The following is a 19,823-nucleotide window of genomic DNA, read 5'->3' as shown; positions in this document are numbered from 1 at the left end:
GGAACCGAGGGCAGACTGGCTGAGCACCGGATTCATCAGCGGTTTCACCAGCCTCCGAAAGGTCAGGTCCACGTGGGAGTCAACCAGCACCTGTCGCGCCGCCGTCTGCTCGGCATGGCGGCCTTAAGCGCCGCCGCCCTCAGCGGAGCCACGACGATCTCCACGGCACCCCGCGCGCAGGCCGCCGGCCGGGCCGGGGACGGCGGGGGGTACGTGCCCGCCGTGGTGATCGGCACCGGCTACGGCGCCGCCGTCGCGGCACTGCGGCTCGGCGAGGCCGGGGTGGAGACCCTGATGCTGGAGATGGGGCAGCAGTGGGACAAGCCGGGCGCGGACGGCAAGATATTCAGCGGCATGCTCAAGCCCGACGAGCGCTCCAGCTGGTTCAAGAAGCGCACCGAGGCCCCGCTCGGCTCGTTCCTCTGGCTCGACGTGGTCAACCGTGACATCACCCCGTACGCCGGCGTGCTGGACCGGGTCAACTACGACCAGATGTCCGTCTACGTGGGCCGCGGCGTCGGCGGCGGCTCGCTGGTCAACGGCGGCATGGCCGTGACGCCCAAGCGCTCCTACTTCGAGGAGGTCCTGCCGCAGGTCGACGCCGCCGAGATGTACGACCGGTACTTCCCGCGCGCCAACTCCACCCTGCGCGTCAACCACATCGACACCAAGTGGTTCGAGGACACCGAGTGGTACAAGTTCGCGCGCGTCTCCCGGGACCAGGCCGGCAAGGCGGGCCTGGGCACCACCTTCGTGCCCAACGTCTACGACTGGGACCACATGCGCCGCGAGGCCGCCGGCGAGGTACCGAAATCGGCGCTCGCCACCGAGGTCATCTACGGCAACAACCACGGCAAGATGAGCCTGGACAAGACCTACCTGGCCGCCGCCCTCGGCACCGGCAAGGTCACCATCCGGACCCTCCACAAGGTCAAGGCCATCCGGCGGCAGAACGACGGCTCGTACGTCCTGAGCGTCGAGGAGACGGACGCCTACGGCAAGACGCTGGCGGCCAAGGAGATCTCCTGCGGCCATCTGTTCCTCGGCGCCGGCAGCCTCGGCACCACGGAACTGCTGCTGCGCGCCCGGGAGACCGGCGCCCTGCCCGACCTCAGCTCCGAGATCGGCAAGGGCTGGGGCCCCAACGGCAACATCATGACGGCCCGCGCCAACCACATGTGGAACCCCACGGGCGCCAAGCAGTCGTCCATCCCCGCCCTGGGCATCGACGACTGGAACAACCCGGCGGCCCCCGTCTTCGCGGAGATCGCCCCGATGCCCGCCGGCCTGGAGACCTGGGTCAGCCTCTACCTGGCGATCACCAAGAACCCCGAGCGCGGCACCTTCGTCTACGACGCCGCCGCCGACCGCGCGGACCTGCGCTGGACCCGCGACCAGAACGCCCCCGCCGTCGCCGCCGCCAAGTCGCTCTTCGACCGCGTCAACAAGGCCAACGGGACGATCTACCGCTACGACCTCTTCGGCACCCGGCTCAAGGCCTTCGCCGACGACTTCTGCTACCACCCCCTCGGCGGCACCGTCCTGGGCAAGGCCACCGACCTCTACGGCCGCGTCTCCGGCTACCAGAACCTCTACGTCACGGACGGCTCGCTGATCCCGGGCTCCATCGGCGTCAACCCCTTCGTGACCATCACCGCGCTCGCGGAGCGCAACGTCGAGCGCGTCATCCAGCAGGACATCAAGAAGAAGTGACGGAGCGCCCCGCCGGACGCCGGTGGGGGCTCGTCGAGCGGTTCTCCGCGCCCCTTTCGGGGCGCGGTTCGCTCAGGACATCAGCAGATCGTCCACGACCCTGCCGTCGTGGGTGACCCAGTCGGCGACGGCGGCGCTTCCCGTGCCCCTGACCCGGGCGCTGCCGAGCCGTCCGTCCGTGCCCAGCACGACCGCGACCACGCGTCCCCGGGAGTCCCGGGTGAGCGCGGCCGTGCCCCGGTGGGGGACGCCCCCGCCGAGCCAGGGGCCCGGGCGGCCGGCGCCGGCGGACAGCCGCACCAGCCCGGCGTCGTCACGGGCCGCGAGCACGGTGACCGTGCCCTCCCGCGCCAGCGCCACCCGGCCGTAGCCGCCGATGGGCGCGCACTGGGCGGTGACCCGCCAGCCCGCGCCGCCCGGCCGCAGATCGGCGACGACCACACGGGAGGTGACGGGCTCGCGCAGGGCCAGGCGCATGCCGCCGCCGGGGAGCGCGACCAGACTCAACGGGCCGGTCGCGGCCGGGAGCAGGGTCGGCCCGGCCGGGCGCGGCGGTCCGCCCGGCACCCCGGACCGCCAGTGGTGGACGGTCCGGAGGCCGGCCGCGACGACGTGGACGCGGCCCGCGTCGTCGACGGCGGCGTCCAGGCCGTCCTGGACGGCCACGGGCCGCCCGGGGCCCGGCGGCAGGGACCGCCACGCCGCCCACTCGCCGGAGCCGTCGGTGGAGCGGAAGCTCACCCCGCCCGACCGGTTCCGCACGAAGACGAACACCCTGCCGTCCCGGCCCGTCACCGCGACCGGATAGCCCATCTCCAGCGACCCCGAGGGGTCCTTCTCCGGTGCGCCGAGGGACAGCCACGGGCCGAAGGACGGGGCTCCGGCGGACACCGTGCCGGTCTGGGCCGCCGTCACCACCTCGCGCCGGTGGGGGACGCCGGGCTCCGGCAGCACGGTGCGCACGGAGAACAGCCCCAGCGTGCCGTCCGCGTGCCGCAGCGCCTCCACCTGGCCCTCCAGCAGCGAGCCGCCGAGGGGCACCGGCCCGGACCAGACGCCGCTGCCCGCCCCGGTCTCCGTCCAGCAGTGCGCCTGGCCGCCGAGGACCGCGAAGGCCGCGAGCCGCCCGCCCGGCAGCGGCGCCACCCAGGACCGGGTGCCGGGGGCCCGGTGGCGGAGGTTGCTCGTCCAGCGGGAGTCCTTCGAGCGCGCGCCGACCTTGCGGTCGCCGCACCCCGCCGGGTCCCCGCAGTTCCGGCCGCCGACCCAGCCGTAGACGTCGAGAACGGTGGTCTTGCGGGCGGTGGTGGCGGCGTCGAGGCTGTCCGGCAGGAGGGCCACCTCGTAGCCGAGGTAGCTGTCCACGGCCGTGAGCCGGGCGGGCCCCCGCCCCCAGTACCGGGCCAGGGCCGCCTGCGCGAAGTGGGCGGAGGCCGTGTGGTCCTGGTGGTCGTAGGTGGCGATGCCCTGGAGCACGGGAGGGACGCCTGTGTAGTGCGGCTGGCGCGGCAGGCGCGTGGGGTTGGGGTCGAGGGTCCGGACGACGGTGGGCCGGTGGCGCTCCAGCACGGCGGCGAGCGAATCGATCACCTGCTCCCGGGTGTAACGGAAGACCCGGCCCACCGGGCTCGCGGTCGGGACGAGCGTGGGAAGGTCCCGCGTCGCGCCCAGCCACAGGCCCCGCAGACTGTCCCGGCGCGGTACCCGCAGGGCGCGGGCCTCGACCAGCTCCATGAAGATCAGCTGGACCCGGGGCGCGGCGACGAGCGTCTGCGACTCGACCCGGAAGCCCGGCAGCAGCGTCAGCGGTTCGACGTGCCAGGGGCTGAGCCAGTCGCCGGTGACCATGTAAGCGGTCGCCTCCCGCAGCCCGTTGATCCTCGCGCGGGCGAAGTCCGGCCGCCGCTCCGGCAGTCCGGCGTAGCCGGGGCTGAGGCTCAGCGCGTTGCGGCCGTCGGACTCGCCGCCGGTCATGCAGACCGTCACCACCGGAGCCCCGCCGCGCAGGCACTGTTCCAGCTCCGGGTTCATGAAGTACAGCGAGTCGTCGGCGTGCGCCATGATGTGGACGAACGCCTCCGCCGGGGCGTCCTTCGCGGGCCGCGCGGCGAACCGCCCCCGCCGCGCGCCCTGTTGCGCCCCCGGCGCCGACCACTGGAGGGCCCCCGCCACGCCCGCCCCGGCGACCAGGCCGCATCCGGCGACGCGGAGGAGCCGACGACGCGCTATTCGCCCTGACACGACGGATCTCCCCTCGACGTCGGTGTGGGGTGTGCCGCGGAAATGGCCCACGAAAGAAGGATCCGATCGTATGATCCGCGCCCGCCGGTTTTCCCGCTGTTGTGTAACAGCCATGCCACGGCCCGTGGCGGTCGCAATCGAAAGCTGTGGCAATGTCCGGGGAATCGATGATCCGCGCCCGTTCTCCGGATAACCGTTTGTCATCGATCGCCGCAGCCCCCCGAAACGGATTTGTATGATCGGTGGCGTCTCCTATTGGATCAGTTGTGTGAGTCATTACCAGCAGCCTCCGGCCGGGCAGAACCCGTACGGCCAGCAGGCCCCGTACGGTCAGCAGCCCCCTTACGGCTACGGCCAGCCGCAATCCCCTTACTACCCGCCGCCGATGCCCCCGATGGGCGCGGGCGGCCCGCCGCCGCAGGCCCTCGCCGGCCAGGGCGCGCGCCTGGGCGCGCGCATCCTCGACGGCATCTTCGTGGTCGTTCTCATGATCGTCCCATTGCTGATCAGTGGCGCGATCAGGGCGACCGCCGACGGCGCGGCCCCCCTCGCGTCTCTTGTGATGCTCGTCGGCATGATCGCGGTGTTCCTGCTCTACGAGCCGCTGATGCTCTCGAAGTCGGGGTCCACCTTCGGCAAGCGCATCTGCGGCATCCGCGTCGCACGCCTCTCCGACGGCCAGAACCTGTCCTACGGCGGCGCTCTGTGGCGCATGCTCAGCAGCTACCTCATGGGCTTCGTGCCGCTCCTGGGCCTGCTGAACATCCTCTGGTGCCTGTGGGACAGCCCCTACCGCCAGTGCCTCCACGACAAGGCCGCCAGCAGCGTCGTCGTCCTGCGCAACGCCTGAGCGCGGGCCGCGGGCGCGGCCCGCGCCCCGTCACAGCCGCCGGTCCACCAGGAACCCGGTGAGCGCGACGAGTTCGTCCACCGTACGGGGTGCCAGCGGCACCCCGTACAGGCATTCCCGGGCCGCCGCCACCCGGCTCCGCGCCTCCGCGAGCGCGGCGTCCCGGCCCCCGGCCGCCTCGACCAGACCGGCCGCGCGCCGGGCGGCGACGGCGTCCAGCGGGACGCCGGGGGAGAGGAGCGCGGCGAGCTCGCCGGCGGCCGGGCCGCTCGCCGCCAGCGCGGCCAGCACCGGAAAGGTCTTCTTCCCCCGGGCCAGATCACCGTGGACCGGCTTGCCCGTGGTGCCCGGATCGCCCCAGATGCCCAGCAGATCGTCCACCGCCTGGAAGGCCGCCCCCAGCTGCCGGCCCGCCTCCCCGAGCGCCTCCACCACCGGTGGCGGGGCGTCCGCCAGCACCGGACCCAGCGTCAGCGCGCAGGCCAGCAGGGAGCCGGTCTTGCCCGCCGCCATCGCCTCGTACTCCGCCGGGCGCACCGCCCCCGCTCCCGTCCAGGGCCGCTCCTCGAACAGCAGGTCGTCGGCCTGGCCCCGCACCAGCTCGCGCAGCGCCCCGGCCAGCCGCGCCACCGCCGCCCCGGAGTGCCCGCCCCGGTGCCGGGCGAGCGTCTCCACGGCGAGCGCGAACAGCGCGTCCCCGGCCAGCACCGCCGGCCCGGTGCCGTACGCCCGCCACGCGCTCTCCCGGTGACGCCGCCGTTCGTCACCGTCCATGACGTCGTCGTGCGTCAGCGAGAACGTGTGCACCAGCTCGACCGCCACCGCCGCCACGACGCCCTCGTCCCCGGCCGCGCCCACCGCCTCGGCGCCCAGCACCGCGAGCGCCTGACGGACACCCTTGCCACCGCCGCCCGTGGCCGGGGTGCCGTCGGCCTCGCACCAGCCGAGCGCGAAGGAGGCCATCCGGCGCGGCCACGGGTGAAGGGTGCCCACCGCCTCCCGCAGCGCCGGTTCGACGAGCTCCCGGCAGCGGCCGAGCACCCCGGCCGGCGACACCGGGGGCAGCGGGGTGTGGACGGACGTCACGTCAGCTCTCCGATCCGGCCGGACCGGGGACGACCCCGAGCTCCGCGCACGCCTTGTCGACCATGTCCCGGGCGTGCAGCAGCCCCAGCCCGCCCAGCCTGCCCCGCAGCTCCTCCAGCTCGGCCGCCGTCTCCGCCAGGTCGCGCCCCAGCCGGGCCCGGGCCTTGACCAGGCCGAGCGCCGCCAGCGCCGCGCCCCGCGGCTCGGACATGGCCCGGAACTCCTCCAGGGCGCCGGCGTAGACGTCCCGCGCCTCCTCGTACCGGCCCGCCCGGAAGAGCACGTTGCCGCGCATCTTGTGGTTGTAGGCCAGCGCGCCGGCCAGTTTCATCTTCCGGCAGGTGGTCTCCGCCCGGGACAGCAGCGCCAGCGCCCGGTCCGTACCGCCCCGCAGGGACAGCACGTCGGCCATGCCGCGCAACGCCCAGGCGTGCCCCCGCGCGTCGTCGGCGCCCTCCGCTATCCGCGCCGCCTCCTCGAACATCTCCAGGGCCTTGTCGTGGTCGCCGGTGTTGCGGTGCATCTGCGCGATGCCCTCCAGCGCCCACACCGTGTGCCGGGCCTCGCCCCGCTTCCGGGCCTCCGCCAGGAGCTGCTCGTGGAGTTCGGCGACGGCCCGGTAGTCGCCCTGTATCCGGCCGGTCTCGGCCAGTCCGGCGAGCGAGTAGCCCCGGGCCACGACGTCCCCGCCGCGCTCGGCGAGCCCGGCGGCCAGGGCCAGCAGCCGCCGGGCGAGAGGGAGCTCGCCGCGCTGCCGGGCCAGGGTGCCGCCGCTCCACACCGCCCACGCCATGGCGCCCTCGTCACCGGCCCGCCGCGCCGCCCGGTAGCTCGCCTTCCAGGCCTCCTCGGCCTCGGTGACCCGGCCGAGCCGCCGGGCGGCCTCGGCGGCGGCCAGTCCCGCGTGCGCCGACTCCAGGGCGGATCCGGCCAGTTCCGCTCGCCGGCGCTGCTCCACCGCCCTGGCCAGCACCTCCTCCAGGGAGGAGTTGACCGACAGCTCGCCGAGCGCGCCCCGGTACTCGGGCGCGAATGCCTTGCCGTACATGTCTGCCTCTCTTCGTGACACCAGTGATCACGAAGCTATGGCCGGGGGAGTGTGGGGCGAATCCATCCGGGAGGTGGTCCCGTGTACCTCTGAGGGCTGGTGGCCGAAGTGCGTGTCATACGTGAGATGTACGCGTCCGGAGAGCTGATAGTTTCTGCGCGTTGATCTTCCGTTGGCCATCTGTTGGCCTTCCGTTCACGGAATCATTACTTGTTGAAGGACGCACCAATGCTTCGCCACCGGCTCCGCCGTTTACACCGTCTCGCCTCCTGCGCGGCGGTCTCGGCCGTCGCCCTCGCCGCCCTGCCGGCGGCCCCCGCCTTCGCGGCCTCCTCCGCCACCCCGCACCTCGACGCCGTGGAGAAGGCGCTGCGCGAGGTCTCGCCCGGTCTCGAGGGCGACGTCTGGGAGCGCACCGAGGGCAACAGGCTCGACGCCTCCGCCGATGACCCGGCGGGCTGGTTGCTGCAGACCCCCGGCTGCTGGGGCGACGACAAGTGCGCCGACCGACCGGGCACCAAGCGGCTGCTGGCGAAGATCACGGAGAACATCTCGCAGGCCAAGCGCACGGTGGACATCTCCACCCTCGCGCCCTTCCCCGACGGCGCGTTCCAGGACGCGATAGCCGCCGGCCTCAAGGCGGCCGTCGCCTCCGGGAACAAGCTGAAGGTCCGGGTGCTGGTCGGCGCCGCGCCGGTCTACCACATCAACGTGCTGCCGTCGAAGTACCGCGACGACCTCAAGGCCCGGCTCGGCAAGGCGGCCGACAGCATCACGCTGAACGTCGCCTCGATGACCACCTCCAAGACCAGCTTCTCCTGGAACCACTCCAAGCTGCTCGTCGTGGACGGCGCCTCGGCCGTCGCCGGCGGCATCAACAGCTGGCAGGGCGACTACGTCGGCACGGAACACCCGGTGACCGACGTGGACATGGCCCTCACCGGCCCCGCCGCCACCTCGGCGGGCCGCTACCTGGACACGCTGTGGACGTGGACCTGCCGGAACAAGAGCAACGTCGCCAACGTCTGGTTCACCTCCTCGGGCGGCGACTGCATGCCGACGATGGAGAAGGACGCCAACCCGGCCCCTGCCGCGCGCACCGGGAACGTCCCCGTGATCGCGGTCGGCGGCCTGGGCGTCGGCATCAAGGACTCCGACCCGTCCTCGGCGTTCCGGCCCAAGCTGCCGACCGCCCCGGACACCAAGTGCGTCGTCGGCCTGCCGGACAAGACCAACGCCGACCGCGACTACGACACGGTCAACCCCGAGGAGAGCGCCCTGCGCGCCCTGGTGGCCAGCGCCGAGCGCAGCGTGGTCATCTCCCAGCAGGACCTCAACGCCACCTGCCCGCCCATCGCCCGCTACGACATCCGGCTCTACGACCAGCTCGCCGCCAAGCTCGCGGCCGGTGTGAAGGTCCGTATCGTCGTCAGCGACCCGGCCAACCGCGGCGCGGTCGGCAGCGGCGGCTACTCGCAGATCAAGTCCCTCGCGGAGATCAGCGACACCCTCCGCGGCCGCCTCGCCCTGGTGACGGGTGATCAGGGCAAGGCCCGGGCCGCCATGTGCGCCAACCTCCAGCTGGCCACCTTCCGCAGCTCGGACAGCGCCAAGTGGGCCGAGGGCCACCCCTACGCCCTCCACCACAAGCTGGTGTCCGTGGACAGCTCCGCCTTCTACATCGGCTCGAAGAACCTCTACCCGTCCTGGCTCCAGGACTTCGGCTACATCGTCGAGAACCCGGAGGCGGCGAAGCAGCTGGAGAACAAGCTGCTGGACCCCGAGTGGACCTATTCGCAGGCGACCGCGACGGTCGACCACGCGAAGGGCCTCTGCTCGATCTGATCGGGTTTTCCGTTCGACTTTCGGCTGATCATCCGACCGTATTCACTGAAGAGTGAAAGGGATTTCCTCCCGCGCGGCACCGGGTGCGAGCATGCGCACGCCCCGATCCGATCGTTCGAGGAAATCTGGAGACTCTATGCAGCGATATGGGGGACGCGAGGCACGGCCGCGCCGCTGGGGAGCGGCCGTGACCGCGTCGGTCGCGGCCGTCGCGCTCGCCCTGCCGGCGGCCACCGCCGAAGCGGCGGGCGGACCGGCGGGAATCGGCGCCAAGGGCGCCTATCTGCTCGACGGCGGCACGGGCCGCCCGCTGTGGAGCAAGGAGGGCGACACCCGGCGGCAGATGGCCAGCACCACCAAGATCATGACCGCCGTGGTCGTCCTCGACGAACACGCCGGGGAACTGGGCCGCGAGGTCCCCGTCAAGCAGGCCTACCGCGACTACGTGGCCCGGACCGGCGCCAGCACCGCCGACCTGCGCACCGGCGACGAACTGACCGTACGCCAGCTGCTCTACGCCCTGATGCTGCCCTCCGGCTGCGACGCCGCCTACGCCCTCGCCGACACCTTCGGCAGCGGGGACACGGAGGAGGAGCGCACCCGCTCCTTCGTCGCCGCCATGAACGCCAAGGCCCGCGAACTGGGCATGCGCGACACCCACTACGACTCGTTCGACGGCATCTCCGGCACCGGCGCGAACTACGGCACCCCGCACGACATCGGCCTGCTCGCCCGGCACGCGCTGCGGAGCGCGGCGTTCGGCTCGGTGGTCCGGTCGCTGAACACCCAGCAGAAGGCGACGAACGTCAATCGCCTCTACACCTGGTACAACACCAACAAACTCCTCGGTTCCTACCGGGGCGTCGTCGGAGTGAAGACCGGAACGACACAGGCGGCCGGGCCCTGCCTGGTATTCGCCGCCACGCAAAAGGGCCGCACCGTCGTCGGCGTCATTCTCAACGACGCCGCGGCCCGTTATCCGGACGCCGCGAAAATGCTGGACTACGCCTTCGGGGAGAAGACCAGGATGACGCTCCGGAAGCTCCCCAAGGGCGCCCACGAGGACTGATTCCGGCCGGTTCCGGCCGAAGGGTTTCTCACGTCTCCTTGGGCGGGCGCGGCGCGGGCACCGAACCCCGCGCCGGACGCCGCAGGTATTCGACCGGGTGGCAGTAGTCCAGCCCGTCCAGGGAGTCGCCGGAGAAGAAGCGGGTCAGCAGGTCGACCACCGCCGCCGGGCACTCCAGGTGCAACAGGTGGTCGGCCTCCTTGAACGTGGTGAACCGGGCGTCCGCGCAGCGCGCGGCCGCCGCCCGGCTCAGCGCCGGGGTGCTCAGCGGATCGTGCTCGCCCGTCGCCACCAGGACCGGCACCCGCACCGGCGGGCCCGCGGGCAACGCCGAGTTCGCCAGCAGCCGCAGGGAGTTGTCGCGGTACTTGGTCAGGTCGTCCGCGGACATGTCCCGCAGGGCCCGGGCCAGACACCGGGAGACGGTGGCCCGGCGGGAGACGGTGACCCGCGGCGAGGTGCACATCATGCCCTCCAGGACGCACTGCACGAACTCCTCGTGCCGCTCCTGGTCCGCCAGTTCGAGCGTCCTCCGCACCCGGGCGCGCGCGGCGGGCGTCAGGTGCGACATCGTGCCGAACAGGGCGATCCGCCCGGCCCGCTCGGGGTGCTCCCTGGCCCACTGGTAGGCGACCGCGCTTCCGTAGGAGGCCCCGAAGACGTTCACCGGGCAGGGCGCCACCTTGGCGACCAACTGGTCCAGCGCCTCGGCCAGGAAGTCGAAGCCGAAGCGGGCGGGCAGCCGGTCCGCGCCGCCCCAGCCGGGGAGGTCCACCGTGATGACGCTGGCCGCCTCCAGACAACCCTGCTCCAGCCGCCCCCAGGCGTTCTGGTACTGGAACGCCCCGCCCACGAAGACGATGGGCGCGATTCTGGCGTCCGGCTGGTGGACGACCCGGCCGCTGTACGCGTAACCGTCGAGAGTGAGCGGGATGACCTCTTCCAAGAGGGCGGTACGCGTCGGCACGGCCGGTCTCCGTTCGTGGGGGGCCTTCACCAGAGGAACGACGGCCAATGGGGGGACGTTACTGCCCATATGCCGTACAGGGCGTGATAACGGGGCGTCGGCCGTACGGGTCACGATCCGCCGCTCAGGGCCGCATCGCGTGGATCTCCTCGCGGATGAGCGACGGCAGCCGCGCGGCCAGCGCCTGATGGCGGTGGTCGGTGACCGCGGCCACCACCGCGTGCGCGTCGTGGAGGAACATGGTCACCGCCAGCGCCCGCTCCGGCCCCAGCGGCGGCAGCCCGCCGATGCCGACCAGCCGGGACGAGCCGATGCCCAGAGCGTCCGCGTGGGTCGCCACACTGCTGCACAGCAGCGAGGAGTACAGGGGCGAGTTCGCGTAACGGCCGAGGGCGTCACCCAGCGGCCCGTGCTTCCGGGGCCGCGACGCCACCAGGAGCGCCTGGGCCCGCGCCCGGCGCTTGAACTCCGCCCGTCGGGTGAAACCGTCGACGGCCGCCAGCCGCCGCCGGGGGTCCTCGTGCGCCGGCAGCGGCACGCGGACCGTGGCGTAGTGATTGCCGAGGACCACCGGACCGTCGCCGTCCCGCACGTCCACGGGGACCATCGCGCAGACCCCCGGCAGCCACGGCAGCCGCCCGGTGGCGCCCGCCGCGCGCAGCGCCCCGGCCGTCGCGGCGAGGAAGACCGCGTTGGCCGACGCGCGCCCCGACGGCAGGGCGTCCCGGGCCGTGCTCACCTCGGCGAGCGGCACCCGGCTCCAGCCCACCGCCCGCCGGGAGTCCACCGGACCGTGGAACGGCAGCGGCCGGGCCCGGGGCAGCAGATCGGCCAGCGCGCGGACCGGCCCGAGCCGGGGCGGCTCCGCCCGGCCGGGGGCGGGCCGGGCACGCGGGCCGGGCACGGCCGGCGCCGGCGCGTCGAGCAGGGCGCGCAGCAGCGTGATGGCCGACACCCCGTCCAGCAGGGCGTGGTGGGTGCGCAGCAGCAGGGCGAAGCCCTCGTCCGTGGGCAGCAGATGGAGCTGCCACGGCGGCCGGGCCGGGCCGAGGGGCTGGGCGAGCAGCTGGGCGGCCCGGGCCTCCAGCCCGTCGGGCGCGGTGGACTCGACGACGTGGTGCCCGGCGTCGAAGTCCGGCCCCGGCGTCCACTCCGGCCACGCGTCCGGCGCGGCGCCGGGCGTACCGGGCGTCAGGGACAGCCGCTCGTGGTGCCCCCACCGGCGCAGGACCCGCCCGCGCAGCTCCGGAAGGGACGGCGGCGCGCCCTGGAACCAGGCGACCAGGCACCAGGTCAGGCAGATCGTCCCGCTGTTCTGGTCCCGGTACATCCAGGCGTCCAGCGGCGGCATGGGACGGGCGGCCGGGCGCTCGGTGCCCGGGGCCGGGGCCTCGGGGGCGAGGCCGGCGGGACGGGGGTGCGGGGTCACGGGTCTCCTCGTCGCGTGGGGGCCTTCGGGGGCGCCGGTGCCGGCGGGCCCGTCACCGGCCGCGCTCCGCGACCGCGCGGGCCACGGCCCCCGCCCCGTCCTCCAGCCCCAGCCGGGCCGCCAGTTCGGTGGCGCGCCGGGCGAACCGGGGCTCGCCCGTGGCCCGGCGCAGGGCGGCGGCCAGCCGGTCGGCGGTCAGCCGGGCGAACGGCAGCGCCCCCGGGCTGACGCCCAGCCGCGTCAGCCGCTCGGCCCACCACGGCTGGTCGGTGAGGACCGGCACCGGTACCGCCGGCACCCCGGCGCGCAGCCCGGCCGCCGTCGTCCCGGCGCCCGCGTGGTGCACCACGGCCGCCGTGCGCGGCATCAGCCAGCCGTGGGGCATCGGGCCGACGGTGATGACGTCGTCGTTCAGCACGGACAGCCCGGCCCAGCCGGACTGCACCACCCCCCGCAGCCCCGCCCGGCGCAGCGCCTCGGCCGTCAGCCCGGCCAGCCGCCCCGGGTCGCCGGGCATCATGCTGCCGAAACCCACGAACACCGGCGGCGGGCCGGCCGCGAGGAAGTCCGTGACCAGCGCCGGGGGCTGCCAGTCCGCGCACTCGTGCGGCCACCAGTAGCCCGCCACGCCCAGCCCGGGCCGCCAGTCGGCCGGGCGGGGCACCACCGAGGGGCTGAAGCCGTGCCAGATGGGCCAGCCGGCGCGCTCCCGCGCCACGCGCAGCCGGTGGGTGCCGCGGTGGGCCAGGCCGAGTCGGAGGTGCAGCTCCCGGTTCGCGGCGGAGTAGACCGCGTCCAGCAGGGCGTTCGCCACGTGGCCGCGCAGCCGGTTGGCGTGCCCCGGCGGCCGCCAGGCCGTCGTGCACGGGGAGAACGCGGAGGTGGGGGTGTCGGGCTGGAGGAAGACGCCCATGCTCGGCAGCGCGTGGTAGTCCGCCACCACCCGGCCCAGCGGGGCGGTGAGGGCCGACAGCAGGACCAGGTCGGCCTTGAGGTCGATGCCGGTGAGGATGCCGTCGACGAGGGAGAGCGCCGCCCGCTCGGTGGCCCGGACGAACCGCACCCCGGCCAGCGGCGACCGCGGGCCGCGCCGCATCCTGGCGTGGGCGTCCAGCAGGTCCTCGAACGGGTCCGCCGCCAGGGCGCGCATCCGCAGCCCGCAGCAGGCCACCACGTCCGCGAACTTCGCGTGGGTGACGATCTCCACGTCATGGCCCTCGGCGAACAGCCGGTGACCGAGGCCGGTGTAGGGGGCGACCGAGCCCATCGTGCCCGCTGTGATGATCTGGATGCGCATCTCCCGGCCTTCCTGCCGCCGCCTGCCGACTCAACGAGAGGGCACCCGGACCGGATACGGCACGGCGGCTATCCGGCCGCGCCGGCCGGCACGGGCAGCGGCTTGGCGGCGCAGGTGGTGTCCCGGGCGGGCAGCTTCCCGTCGAGGAGATAGGCGTCGACGGTGGCGTCCACGCAGGCGTTGCCGTTCTGGTACTGGCCGTGGTCGCCGTCGCCGGTGACGGTGACCAGACGCGAGCCGCGCAGCGCGCGGTGGGCCCGCAGCGCCCCCTCGTAGTAGGTGGCGGGGTCGTGCGTGGAATTGACCATGAGCGTGGCCGGCAGGCCGGCGCCGGTCACCTTCACCTCGGGCGCGCCCGACCTCGGCCAGAACGCGCAGACGGAAGCGTAGGCGAGCTCGCGGGCGCCGAGCAGCGGCAGGTTCACGGTGTCCTTGGCGCTCCGCGCGATCCAGCGGTCGAGGTCACGGTTCCACGGGGTGTCGTTGCAGGTGACCGAGAAGTACTCGGCGAAGAAGCCCGGATCGGGGGACTGGCCGAAGAGCTGCCCGACGAGGCCCTTCTCCTGCGGCGTCGCGGTGTCCCAGTGGTCGAGGGCCGCGAGCGCCCCCGCCAGCGCGGGGAAGCCCCGCGACGCCTTGTAGATCGCCGAGCTCGTCCCGGCGTCGAACATATTGGGGTCGAGGACGGCCGAGCCGACGGTCAGCGGCTGGTCGTGGAGAGCCGCGCGCCGGCGCTCCCAGTTCGCCTTCGCCTCGGCGGCCGTGCGCCCGTAGTGGTAGACGCCGTCGTTCTTGGCCAGCCACGGCAGGAAGTCCTCGTCGAAGCGGCGCTGGAAGCTCTTCGGCTGGCCCGTCATCCACCGCTCCATGGAGCTGCCGAAGTCGATGTTGCTGTCCAGCACGGCGCGCTCGACGCGCCGGGGGAAGAGCGTGGCGTAGTAGGCGCCGACCGTCGTGGCGTACGAGGCACCGTAGTACGAGATCTTCGGCGCTCCCAGCAGCGCGCGGTAGAGGTCCATGTCACGGGCCGTCTGCTCGGTGGTCAGATAGGGCAGCAGCCCGCCGCTGCGCTCCTGGCAGTCGTTCACGAGCTTCCGCGCGCGGTCCAGCACCCCCTGGATCGCGGCGGGGGAGCGGTCCCGGTAGTCACCGGCCATGAAGGCCGGGAACTCCTCCTTGGTCTGGCACGTGGCGTGGGTGCTGCGCCCCACGCCGCGCTGGTCGAAGCTGACCACGTCGTACACGGCGGCCACCGCGGGCGAGGACTTCGCGAAGCCCCCGGGCCTGAGCAGCCCCTGGCCGCCGGGCCCGCCCGCCGCCATCATCAGCACCCCGCGCCGCTTCGTCGGGTCACCCGCCCTGTGCCGGGAGACGGCGATGGTGATGTCGGGGCCCGCGTCCGGGTGGTGCCAGTCGCGTGGAACGGTCATCGTCGCGCACTCCAGCGACGGGTCGCCCTCGCACGGCCGCCAGTCGAGCTTCTGGTCCGCGTAGCGGGACGGCACGGACGGCGCGGCCGCCGTCGCGGCCGGCCGGGGGTGGGCCTCGGCGGCCCGGGCGGTGACCGCCGGAAGGGCGGTGACGGCCAGGGCGGCCGCTATGGCGCCCGAGACGGCGGACGCGGTACGACGACGGGGCTTACCGGATGCGGACATCGAATCCTCCTGCGCGATGTGCGGTGACATCGGTAATGCTCGCGTTCGGCAGGTACATGATCGATCCCGCTGCCATCCGTTCTCGGGGTGGTACTGGTGCCACCCCCGGTTCCGTGCTGAAGTCGACCGGTCGGACGACCCTTCTCCCTCAGGAGGACCGCACGTCATGGACATCGCCGCACTGCGCGCCGGCACCCCCGGCTGCGCCCACCGCGCCCACCTGAACAACGCGGGCGCCGGACTGCTCTCCCGCCGGACCCTGGAGACCGTGACCGCCCACCTCGAACTCGAGGCCCGGATCGGCGGCTACGAGGCCGCGACCGAGCGGCTGGAGGCCATCGAGGCGGTCCCCGCCGCCATCGCCGAGCTCATCGGCGGGCGCGCCGGGGAGGTGGCGCTGTTCGACAACGCGACCCACGCCTGGCAGGCCGCCTGCTACGCGATCCCCTTCCGCCCCGGCGACCGGATCCTGACCGGGCACGCCGAGTACGGCAGCAACATGCTGGCCTATCTCCACCTCGCCCGGCGCACCGGCGCCGAGGTCGTCGTGGTCCCGGACGACGAGCACGGGCAGCTGGACACCACCGCCCTCGAGGAGCTCATCGACGAGCGCGTCCGGCTGGTCGGCGTCACCCACGTCCCCACCGGCGGCGGCCTGGTGAACCCGGTCGCCGCCATCGGCCGGATCACCCGCCGGGCCGGCGTGCCGTTCCTGCTGGACGCCACCCAGTCGGTCGGTCAGTTCCCCGTCGACGTCCACGAGATCGGCTGCGACATGCTCGCCGCCACCGGCCGGAAGTTCCTGCGCGGACCGCGCGGCACCGGATTCCTATGGGTGCGCACCGAGGCGCTGGAGCGCCTCGAACCCCACGTCAGCGAGGTCTCCGCGGGCGTCTGGGACGACAAGGACGGCTTCGTCTGGCAGTCGGGGAGCCGGCGGTTCACCACGTTCGAGATGAACTACGCCGCCGTCCTCGGCCTGGGCAGCGCCGTCCGCCAGGCCCTGGAGCTCGGCCCGGCCGTGACCGGTGAACGGACCCTGGCCCTGGGCGCCGCGCTGCGGGAGCGGCTCGACGCGCTGCCGGGCGTCACCACCCACGACCTGGGCCGCGAGCGGTGCGCCATCGTCACCGCCCGGGTGGCCGGGGTGCCTGCGGCCGAGGTCAAGGAGGCCCTGGCCCGGCATGGGATCAATGTGAGCCTGACCTCACCCGATCAGGCGCGGACCGAGGGCCGGGACGTCCACCCGCTGGTGCGGCTCTCCCCGCACTACTACAACACCGAGGAGGAACTCGACCGGGCCGCCGGAGTGCTGGCCGGGCTGGCCCGGGCGGGTCAGCCCAGATAGTCGATCTGATAGATGTGGAGGGTCTTCGTCTGGTGCCCCAGGTAGATGACGACGAGGACCTCCTCCAGCACCAGCATCCGCATGATCCCGTCGTCCTCGCCGTACGGGACGGTCACCGTGAACGGGTCCGTGCAGGCCGAGGCGAGGACGTCGCTGAGCCGTGCGCTCACCGACGGCGGGAGGGAGTCCCAGACGGCGGCTATCGTGGCGTCGTACTTGAGCGCGTACACCGCTCCAGGTTCTCAGCCGCAGGGGGTCCTGTGGGAGCGAACGAGGGCGGCGTCCTCCTGGACCTTCTGGGTGATGTCGATCCACTCGCCGGGGACCTCGCCGCCCGCCGCCTCGGCGGCCGCCGCCTGCCGGCCACGCTCGACGGCGGCGAGCGTGCGCTCGGCGATGCCCTGCCACTTCGCGAAGACGGTCAGCATCTCGTGCGCCGGGGCCCGGCCGATCTCGCCGATGAAGCGTTGGGAGAGGTCGGGGCTGCCGAGAGCGTCGCGAATGCGCTCGATGCTCCACGGTCCGGTGGTCATGGGTCCTCCCCGCGTCGGCGGCTCGACCGCCCAGAGTAGCGAAATTGTCCTCTCCGTATGGCGGGAACCCGATGCGGCCGCGAACTGACGACCGCCTACCGCAGGAGGACCACGCCCGGCGATCCCCGCGCGTAGCCGGGGTCACCCGGTCGTGGCCGGGTGCCCGTCGGCGGTTTCCAGGCCGTATACGCGCCGGGCGTTGCCCGCGGCGATCAGGGCCGCGACCCGCTCCGCGTCCCCGGCCGGCCAGGCGCCCTCCCGCACCCACTCCGTCACCAGCCGGACCAGCGCCCGCCGGAAGAGCTCCGCGCCCACGACGTAGAGCTCCGCCAGCCCGTAGGCGTCCGTCGAGAACAGCAGCTTGCCGAACGGCGTCAGCTCCAGCATCTCCGCCAGCACGGCCCCGGCCCGCGCCCCGGTGTGGGTGAGGGCCAGCCCCACGTCGGCGTAGACGTGCGGGAAGACGGCCGCGAGGTAGGCGGCGCCGCGGTGGTACGGATAGCAGTGCAGGAGGACCACCGTGCAGCCGGTGGGTCGCACCGCCCGGACGAAGTCGGTGAGGAGCAGCGGGTCGCTGCGGCGCAGCCGCAGGTCGGGGTCGCCGAAGCCGGTGTGGATCTGCAGCGGCAGCCCGGTGCCGGCGGCCGACCACAGCAGGTGCCGCAGCAGCACGGGGTCGGTCAGCCGCTCGCCGGGGGACCGGGTGACCAGCCACCGGTCGGCGGCCACGCGCACCTCGGCCGGCCGGGGCCGTTCGGGCGGGAGGTCCAGCCCGTGCCGGTAGGCGGCCAGCGACTTGAAGCCCACGGCCGTACGGGCCGCGTCCGCCACCGCCCCGTCCAGGGTGTCCAGGAAGGCGGCCGTGCCGTCGGCGCGGTCGGCGAGCCCCTCCGTCAGCGACTCCAGGCGGACGATCTCATGGCACGGGACGCCCCCGCCGGCCGCCGCCAGCTCCTGGGGCGTCGTCAGGTCGCCCGGGAGCCCGGTGTCCACCACATAGGCGCCGATGCCGGTCGCTCCCAGCAGCCGCCGGGTGACCTCGGCCGCGCCCAGCTCGCGGCGGCGGTCGAGATAGCGGCGGGGCGGGGCGTGCGGCTCCAGGTCCAGCAGGGGAGGGCACCAGCGGCGCACGGCGAAGCCGAGCTGGGTGTCGAAGAAACCGGTGCCGGGCGCGGCGGCCGCGTCCGACTCGGTGAGCCACGCCTCGAAGGCGGCGTCCGTGAGGTCGCCGCGCACCACGCCGTGGCAGTGCTGGTCGACCAGCGGGGGCAGCTGGAGGCCGGCCATCTCAGTACCGTCCCCGGGTGGCCGCCGCGATCTCCTCGGGCGGAACGCCGTCGAACAGCAGTACCTCTCCCTTGCGGACGGCCACGAGGGCCTCGAACAGGGCGTCGCCGAGCGCGTCGCGCAGCAGCCCCGAGCGCTCGAAGTGCTCCACCGCCTCGCCCAGTGAGGCGGGCAGGCGCGGCGCGACGCCCGTGGCCGCCGGGTCGCCGCTCACCGGCGGCGGCAGGGCGAGCCCGGCGTCCAGCCCGGCCAGCCCGGCGGTGAGGACCGCGCCGACGACGAGATAGGGGTTGGCGGCCGGGTCGAAGCACTTGACCTCGGCGTTGGCCGCCCCCGGGGCGTCCGGGGCGCCGGTGATGAAGCGCAGCGCGGCCTCCCGGTTCTCCAGGCCCCAGCACTGGAACGCGCCCGCCCACCGGGAGGGCGCCAGCCGCAGATAGCTCGCGGGCGTCGGCGCGCCCAGGGCCAGCAGCGCCGGGAGCTCCGCGAGGATCCCGGCGAGGAACGCCTCGCACTCCCGCGTCATGCCGTACGGGCCGTCCCCGCCCGAGAAGAGGGGACGGTCGTCCTCCCAGAGGCTGAGGTGGAGGTGGGCGCCGTTGCCCACGCCGCCGGGCACGACGACGGGCCCGAAGAACGCGTCGAGGCCGTGGTTCAGGGACACCGCCCGGATCGTCTCCCGGACGAGCACGGCGAGATCGGCCGCGCCCACCGGGTCCGTCGGGGCCACCGACACCTCGAACTGCCCCGGCGAGTACTCGGGGTGGAGCTGGAGGACGTCGACGCGCTGGGCGGCGAGGGCTTCGAGGACGTCGCCGAGGTAGCCGGACAGCTCGGTCACCCGCGCCATCCCGTAGGCGGGCCCGGCGCAGGCGTAGGCCGGCTCGGGGCCCGCCGCGCCCGCCCGCGCCACGACCCACTCGGTCTCGAACCCCATGCGCGGCCGCAGCCCCCGGGCGGCCGCCGCCTCGGTCGCCCGCCGCGCGAACCGCCGCTGGCAGGCGGTGTACGGGCCGCCGTGCTGCTCGTAGCGGTCGACGGGCGCCCAGGCCCAGCCCGGCCGGGCGGCCAGCACGGTCAGCCGGTCGAGGTCGGGGAAGAGCCGGAGGTCCCCGTCGGGGCCGCCGATGTGGGGGCTGGTGACGCTGGAGTCGTCGACGAGGTAGACGTCGAAGCAGGGCGACATGCCCACGCCCCAGCGGGCGGCGTGCGCGAGCCGGCTCGTGGGGACGGTCTTGACGCGGGAGATGCCCGCGTTGTCCACCCAGGCGAGGGCGACGCCGTGGATGCCCTGCGCGGTGAGCTGCGCGGCCGCCTGACGGGCCGCCGACTCCTCCCGCTCCCGGTCCGGTCGTTCCACGGCGCCGTGCTCCTTCCGTCGAGAGAGCGGACCGTGCCCGCGAACCGGGCACGGTCCGCTCGTATTACACCTCACCGGCCCCGGCCCGCGCCGGA

16 protein-coding genes are annotated in these 19,823 nt (G+C 74.0%); 5 read left to right on the top strand and 11 right to left on the bottom strand.

The genetic code is table 11. From position 1 onward, the window contains the following. The first annotated feature begins 114 nt into the window (after positions 1 to 114). On the top strand, positions 115 to 1,713 hold the full coding sequence (locus IE096_RS01890; RefSeq protein WP_189449483.1) for a GMC oxidoreductase: 1,599 nt from the start codon (positions 115 to 117) through the stop codon (positions 1,711 to 1,713). A gap of 72 nt (positions 1,714 to 1,785) precedes the next feature. On the opposite strand, the gene IE096_RS01885 is transcribed toward IE096_RS01890, so the two are convergent. Next, entirely contained in the window at positions 1,786 to 3,954 is a 2,169-nt protein-coding gene (locus tag IE096_RS01885; RefSeq protein WP_229819859.1) for a PIG-L family deacetylase, read from the bottom strand. A 268-nt stretch (positions 3,955 to 4,222) separates the two neighbouring features. Here IE096_RS01885 and IE096_RS01880 point away from each other — a divergent pair, with 268 nt between their 5' ends. Then, the gene (locus IE096_RS01880) at positions 4,223 to 4,804 is read left to right on the top strand and encodes an RDD family protein (protein WP_189447691.1); all 582 of its coding nucleotides are present in this window, start codon (positions 4,223 to 4,225) and stop codon (positions 4,802 to 4,804) included. A gap of 30 nt (positions 4,805 to 4,834) precedes the next feature. Here IE096_RS01880 and IE096_RS01875 read toward each other — a convergent pair whose 3' ends face one another. Continuing rightward, the gene (locus IE096_RS01875) at positions 4,835 to 5,890 is read right to left on the bottom strand and encodes a polyprenyl synthetase family protein (protein ID WP_229819858.1); all 1,056 of its coding nucleotides are present in this window, start codon (positions 5,888 to 5,890) and stop codon (positions 4,835 to 4,837) included. Between the two features lies 1 nt (position 5,891). Beyond that, positions 5,892 to 6,938 (bottom strand): tetratricopeptide repeat protein, encoded by a 1,047-nt coding sequence (locus tag IE096_RS01870; RefSeq protein ID WP_189447689.1) that lies wholly within the window; start codon positions 6,936 to 6,938, stop codon positions 5,892 to 5,894. A gap of 228 nt (positions 6,939 to 7,166) precedes the next feature. On the opposite strand from IE096_RS01870, the gene IE096_RS01865 reads away from it, so the two are divergent. Both IE096_RS01865 and IE096_RS01860 read left to right on the top strand, forming a co-directional pair. Then, the gene (locus IE096_RS01865) at positions 7,167 to 8,783 is read left to right on the top strand and encodes a phospholipase D-like domain-containing protein (RefSeq protein ID WP_189447687.1); all 1,617 of its coding nucleotides are present in this window, start codon (positions 7,167 to 7,169) and stop codon (positions 8,781 to 8,783) included. A 136-nt stretch (positions 8,784 to 8,919) separates the two neighbouring features. Continuing rightward, positions 8,920 to 9,852: a D-alanyl-D-alanine carboxypeptidase family protein gene (locus IE096_RS01860; protein ID WP_189447685.1), complete on the top strand. Its 933-nt coding sequence runs from the start codon at positions 8,920 to 8,922 to the stop codon at positions 9,850 to 9,852. A gap of 28 nt (positions 9,853 to 9,880) precedes the next feature. Here the strand turns inward: IE096_RS01860 and IE096_RS01855 are convergent, their stop codons facing one another. The 4 genes from IE096_RS01855 to IE096_RS01840 form a co-directional block, all read right to left on the bottom strand. Then, positions 9,881 to 10,819: an alpha/beta fold hydrolase gene (locus IE096_RS01855; RefSeq protein ID WP_229819857.1), complete on the bottom strand. Its 939-nt coding sequence runs from the start codon at positions 10,817 to 10,819 to the stop codon at positions 9,881 to 9,883. A gap of 124 nt (positions 10,820 to 10,943) precedes the next feature. Then, positions 10,944 to 12,248 carry a wax ester/triacylglycerol synthase domain-containing protein gene (locus IE096_RS01850; protein WP_189447681.1) on the bottom strand — a complete coding sequence of 435 codons (1,305 nt, stop codon included), beginning with the start codon at positions 12,246 to 12,248 and terminating at the stop codon, positions 10,944 to 10,946. A 52-nt stretch (positions 12,249 to 12,300) separates the two neighbouring features. Then, the gene (locus IE096_RS01845; RefSeq protein WP_189447679.1) at positions 12,301 to 13,545 is read right to left on the bottom strand and encodes a glycosyltransferase; all 1,245 of its coding nucleotides are present in this window, start codon (positions 13,543 to 13,545) and stop codon (positions 12,301 to 12,303) included. Positions 13,546 to 13,613: 68 nt separating this feature from the next. Continuing rightward, the gene (locus IE096_RS01840; RefSeq protein WP_189447678.1) at positions 13,614 to 15,200 is read right to left on the bottom strand and encodes an alpha/beta hydrolase; all 1,587 of its coding nucleotides are present in this window, start codon (positions 15,198 to 15,200) and stop codon (positions 13,614 to 13,616) included. A 166-nt stretch (positions 15,201 to 15,366) separates the two neighbouring features. Here IE096_RS01840 and IE096_RS01835 point away from each other — a divergent pair, with 166 nt between their 5' ends. Next, positions 15,367 to 16,548: an aminotransferase class V-fold PLP-dependent enzyme gene (locus IE096_RS01835; protein WP_189447676.1), complete on the top strand. Its 1,182-nt coding sequence runs from the start codon at positions 15,367 to 15,369 to the stop codon at positions 16,546 to 16,548. On the opposite strand, the gene IE096_RS01830 is transcribed toward IE096_RS01835, so the two are convergent. The 4 genes from IE096_RS01830 to IE096_RS01815 form a co-directional block, all read right to left on the bottom strand. After that, positions 16,536 to 16,778: a hypothetical protein gene (locus tag IE096_RS01830; protein ID WP_189447673.1), complete on the bottom strand. Its 243-nt coding sequence runs from the start codon at positions 16,776 to 16,778 to the stop codon at positions 16,536 to 16,538. The genes IE096_RS01835 and IE096_RS01830 overlap by 13 nt on opposite strands. Positions 16,779 to 16,790: 12 nt before the next feature. Beyond that, positions 16,791 to 17,081, bottom strand: coding sequence for a hypothetical protein (locus IE096_RS01825; protein WP_126917195.1), 291 nt, complete (start codon positions 17,079 to 17,081; stop codon positions 16,791 to 16,793). 141 nt (positions 17,082 to 17,222) lie between these two features. Beyond that, the gene (locus IE096_RS01820; RefSeq protein ID WP_189447671.1) at positions 17,223 to 18,368 is read right to left on the bottom strand and encodes an amidohydrolase family protein; all 1,146 of its coding nucleotides are present in this window, start codon (positions 18,366 to 18,368) and stop codon (positions 17,223 to 17,225) included. A gap of 1 nt (position 18,369) precedes the next feature. After that, complete coding sequence (locus tag IE096_RS01815; RefSeq protein WP_189447669.1) at positions 18,370 to 19,728, bottom strand: type I glutamate--ammonia ligase; 1,359 nt, start codon at positions 19,726 to 19,728, stop codon at positions 18,370 to 18,372. Between the last annotated feature and the right edge of the window lie 95 nt (positions 19,729 to 19,823).

Source organism: Streptomyces abikoensis (assembly GCF_014648775.1).
GTDB lineage: Bacteria > Actinomycetota > Actinomycetes > Streptomycetales > Streptomycetaceae > Streptomyces > Streptomyces abikoensis.
This window is presented reverse-complemented; position numbering and strand designations above follow the sequence as displayed.

What these genes read in the sequence shown, in the direction of transcription:
- IE096_RS01890 (WP_189449483.1), top strand. Translation starts at nt 115, where the DNA reads ATGGCGGCCTTAAGCGCCGCCGCCCTCAGCGGAGCCACGACGATCTCC.
- IE096_RS01835 (WP_189447676.1), top strand. Translation starts at nt 15,367, where the DNA reads ATGGACATCGCCGCACTGCGCGCCGGCACCCCCGGCTGCGCCCACCGC.
- IE096_RS01825 (WP_126917195.1), bottom strand. Translation starts at nt 17,081, where the DNA reads ATGACCACCGGACCGTGGAGCATCGAGCGCATTCGCGACGCTCTCGGC.
- IE096_RS01840 (WP_189447678.1), bottom strand. Translation starts at nt 15,200, where the DNA reads ATGTCCGCATCCGGTAAGCCCCGTCGTCGTACCGCGTCCGCCGTCTCG.
- IE096_RS01860 (WP_189447685.1), top strand. Translation starts at nt 8,920, where the DNA reads ATGCAGCGATATGGGGGACGCGAGGCACGGCCGCGCCGCTGGGGAGCG.
- IE096_RS01845 (WP_189447679.1), bottom strand. Translation starts at nt 13,545, where the DNA reads ATGCGCATCCAGATCATCACAGCGGGCACGATGGGCTCGGTCGCCCCC.
- IE096_RS01865 (WP_189447687.1), top strand. Translation starts at nt 7,167, where the DNA reads ATGCTTCGCCACCGGCTCCGCCGTTTACACCGTCTCGCCTCCTGCGCG.
- IE096_RS01870 (WP_189447689.1), bottom strand. Translation starts at nt 6,938, where the DNA reads ATGTACGGCAAGGCATTCGCGCCCGAGTACCGGGGCGCGCTCGGCGAG.
- IE096_RS01820 (WP_189447671.1), bottom strand. Translation starts at nt 18,368, where the DNA reads ATGGCCGGCCTCCAGCTGCCCCCGCTGGTCGACCAGCACTGCCACGGC.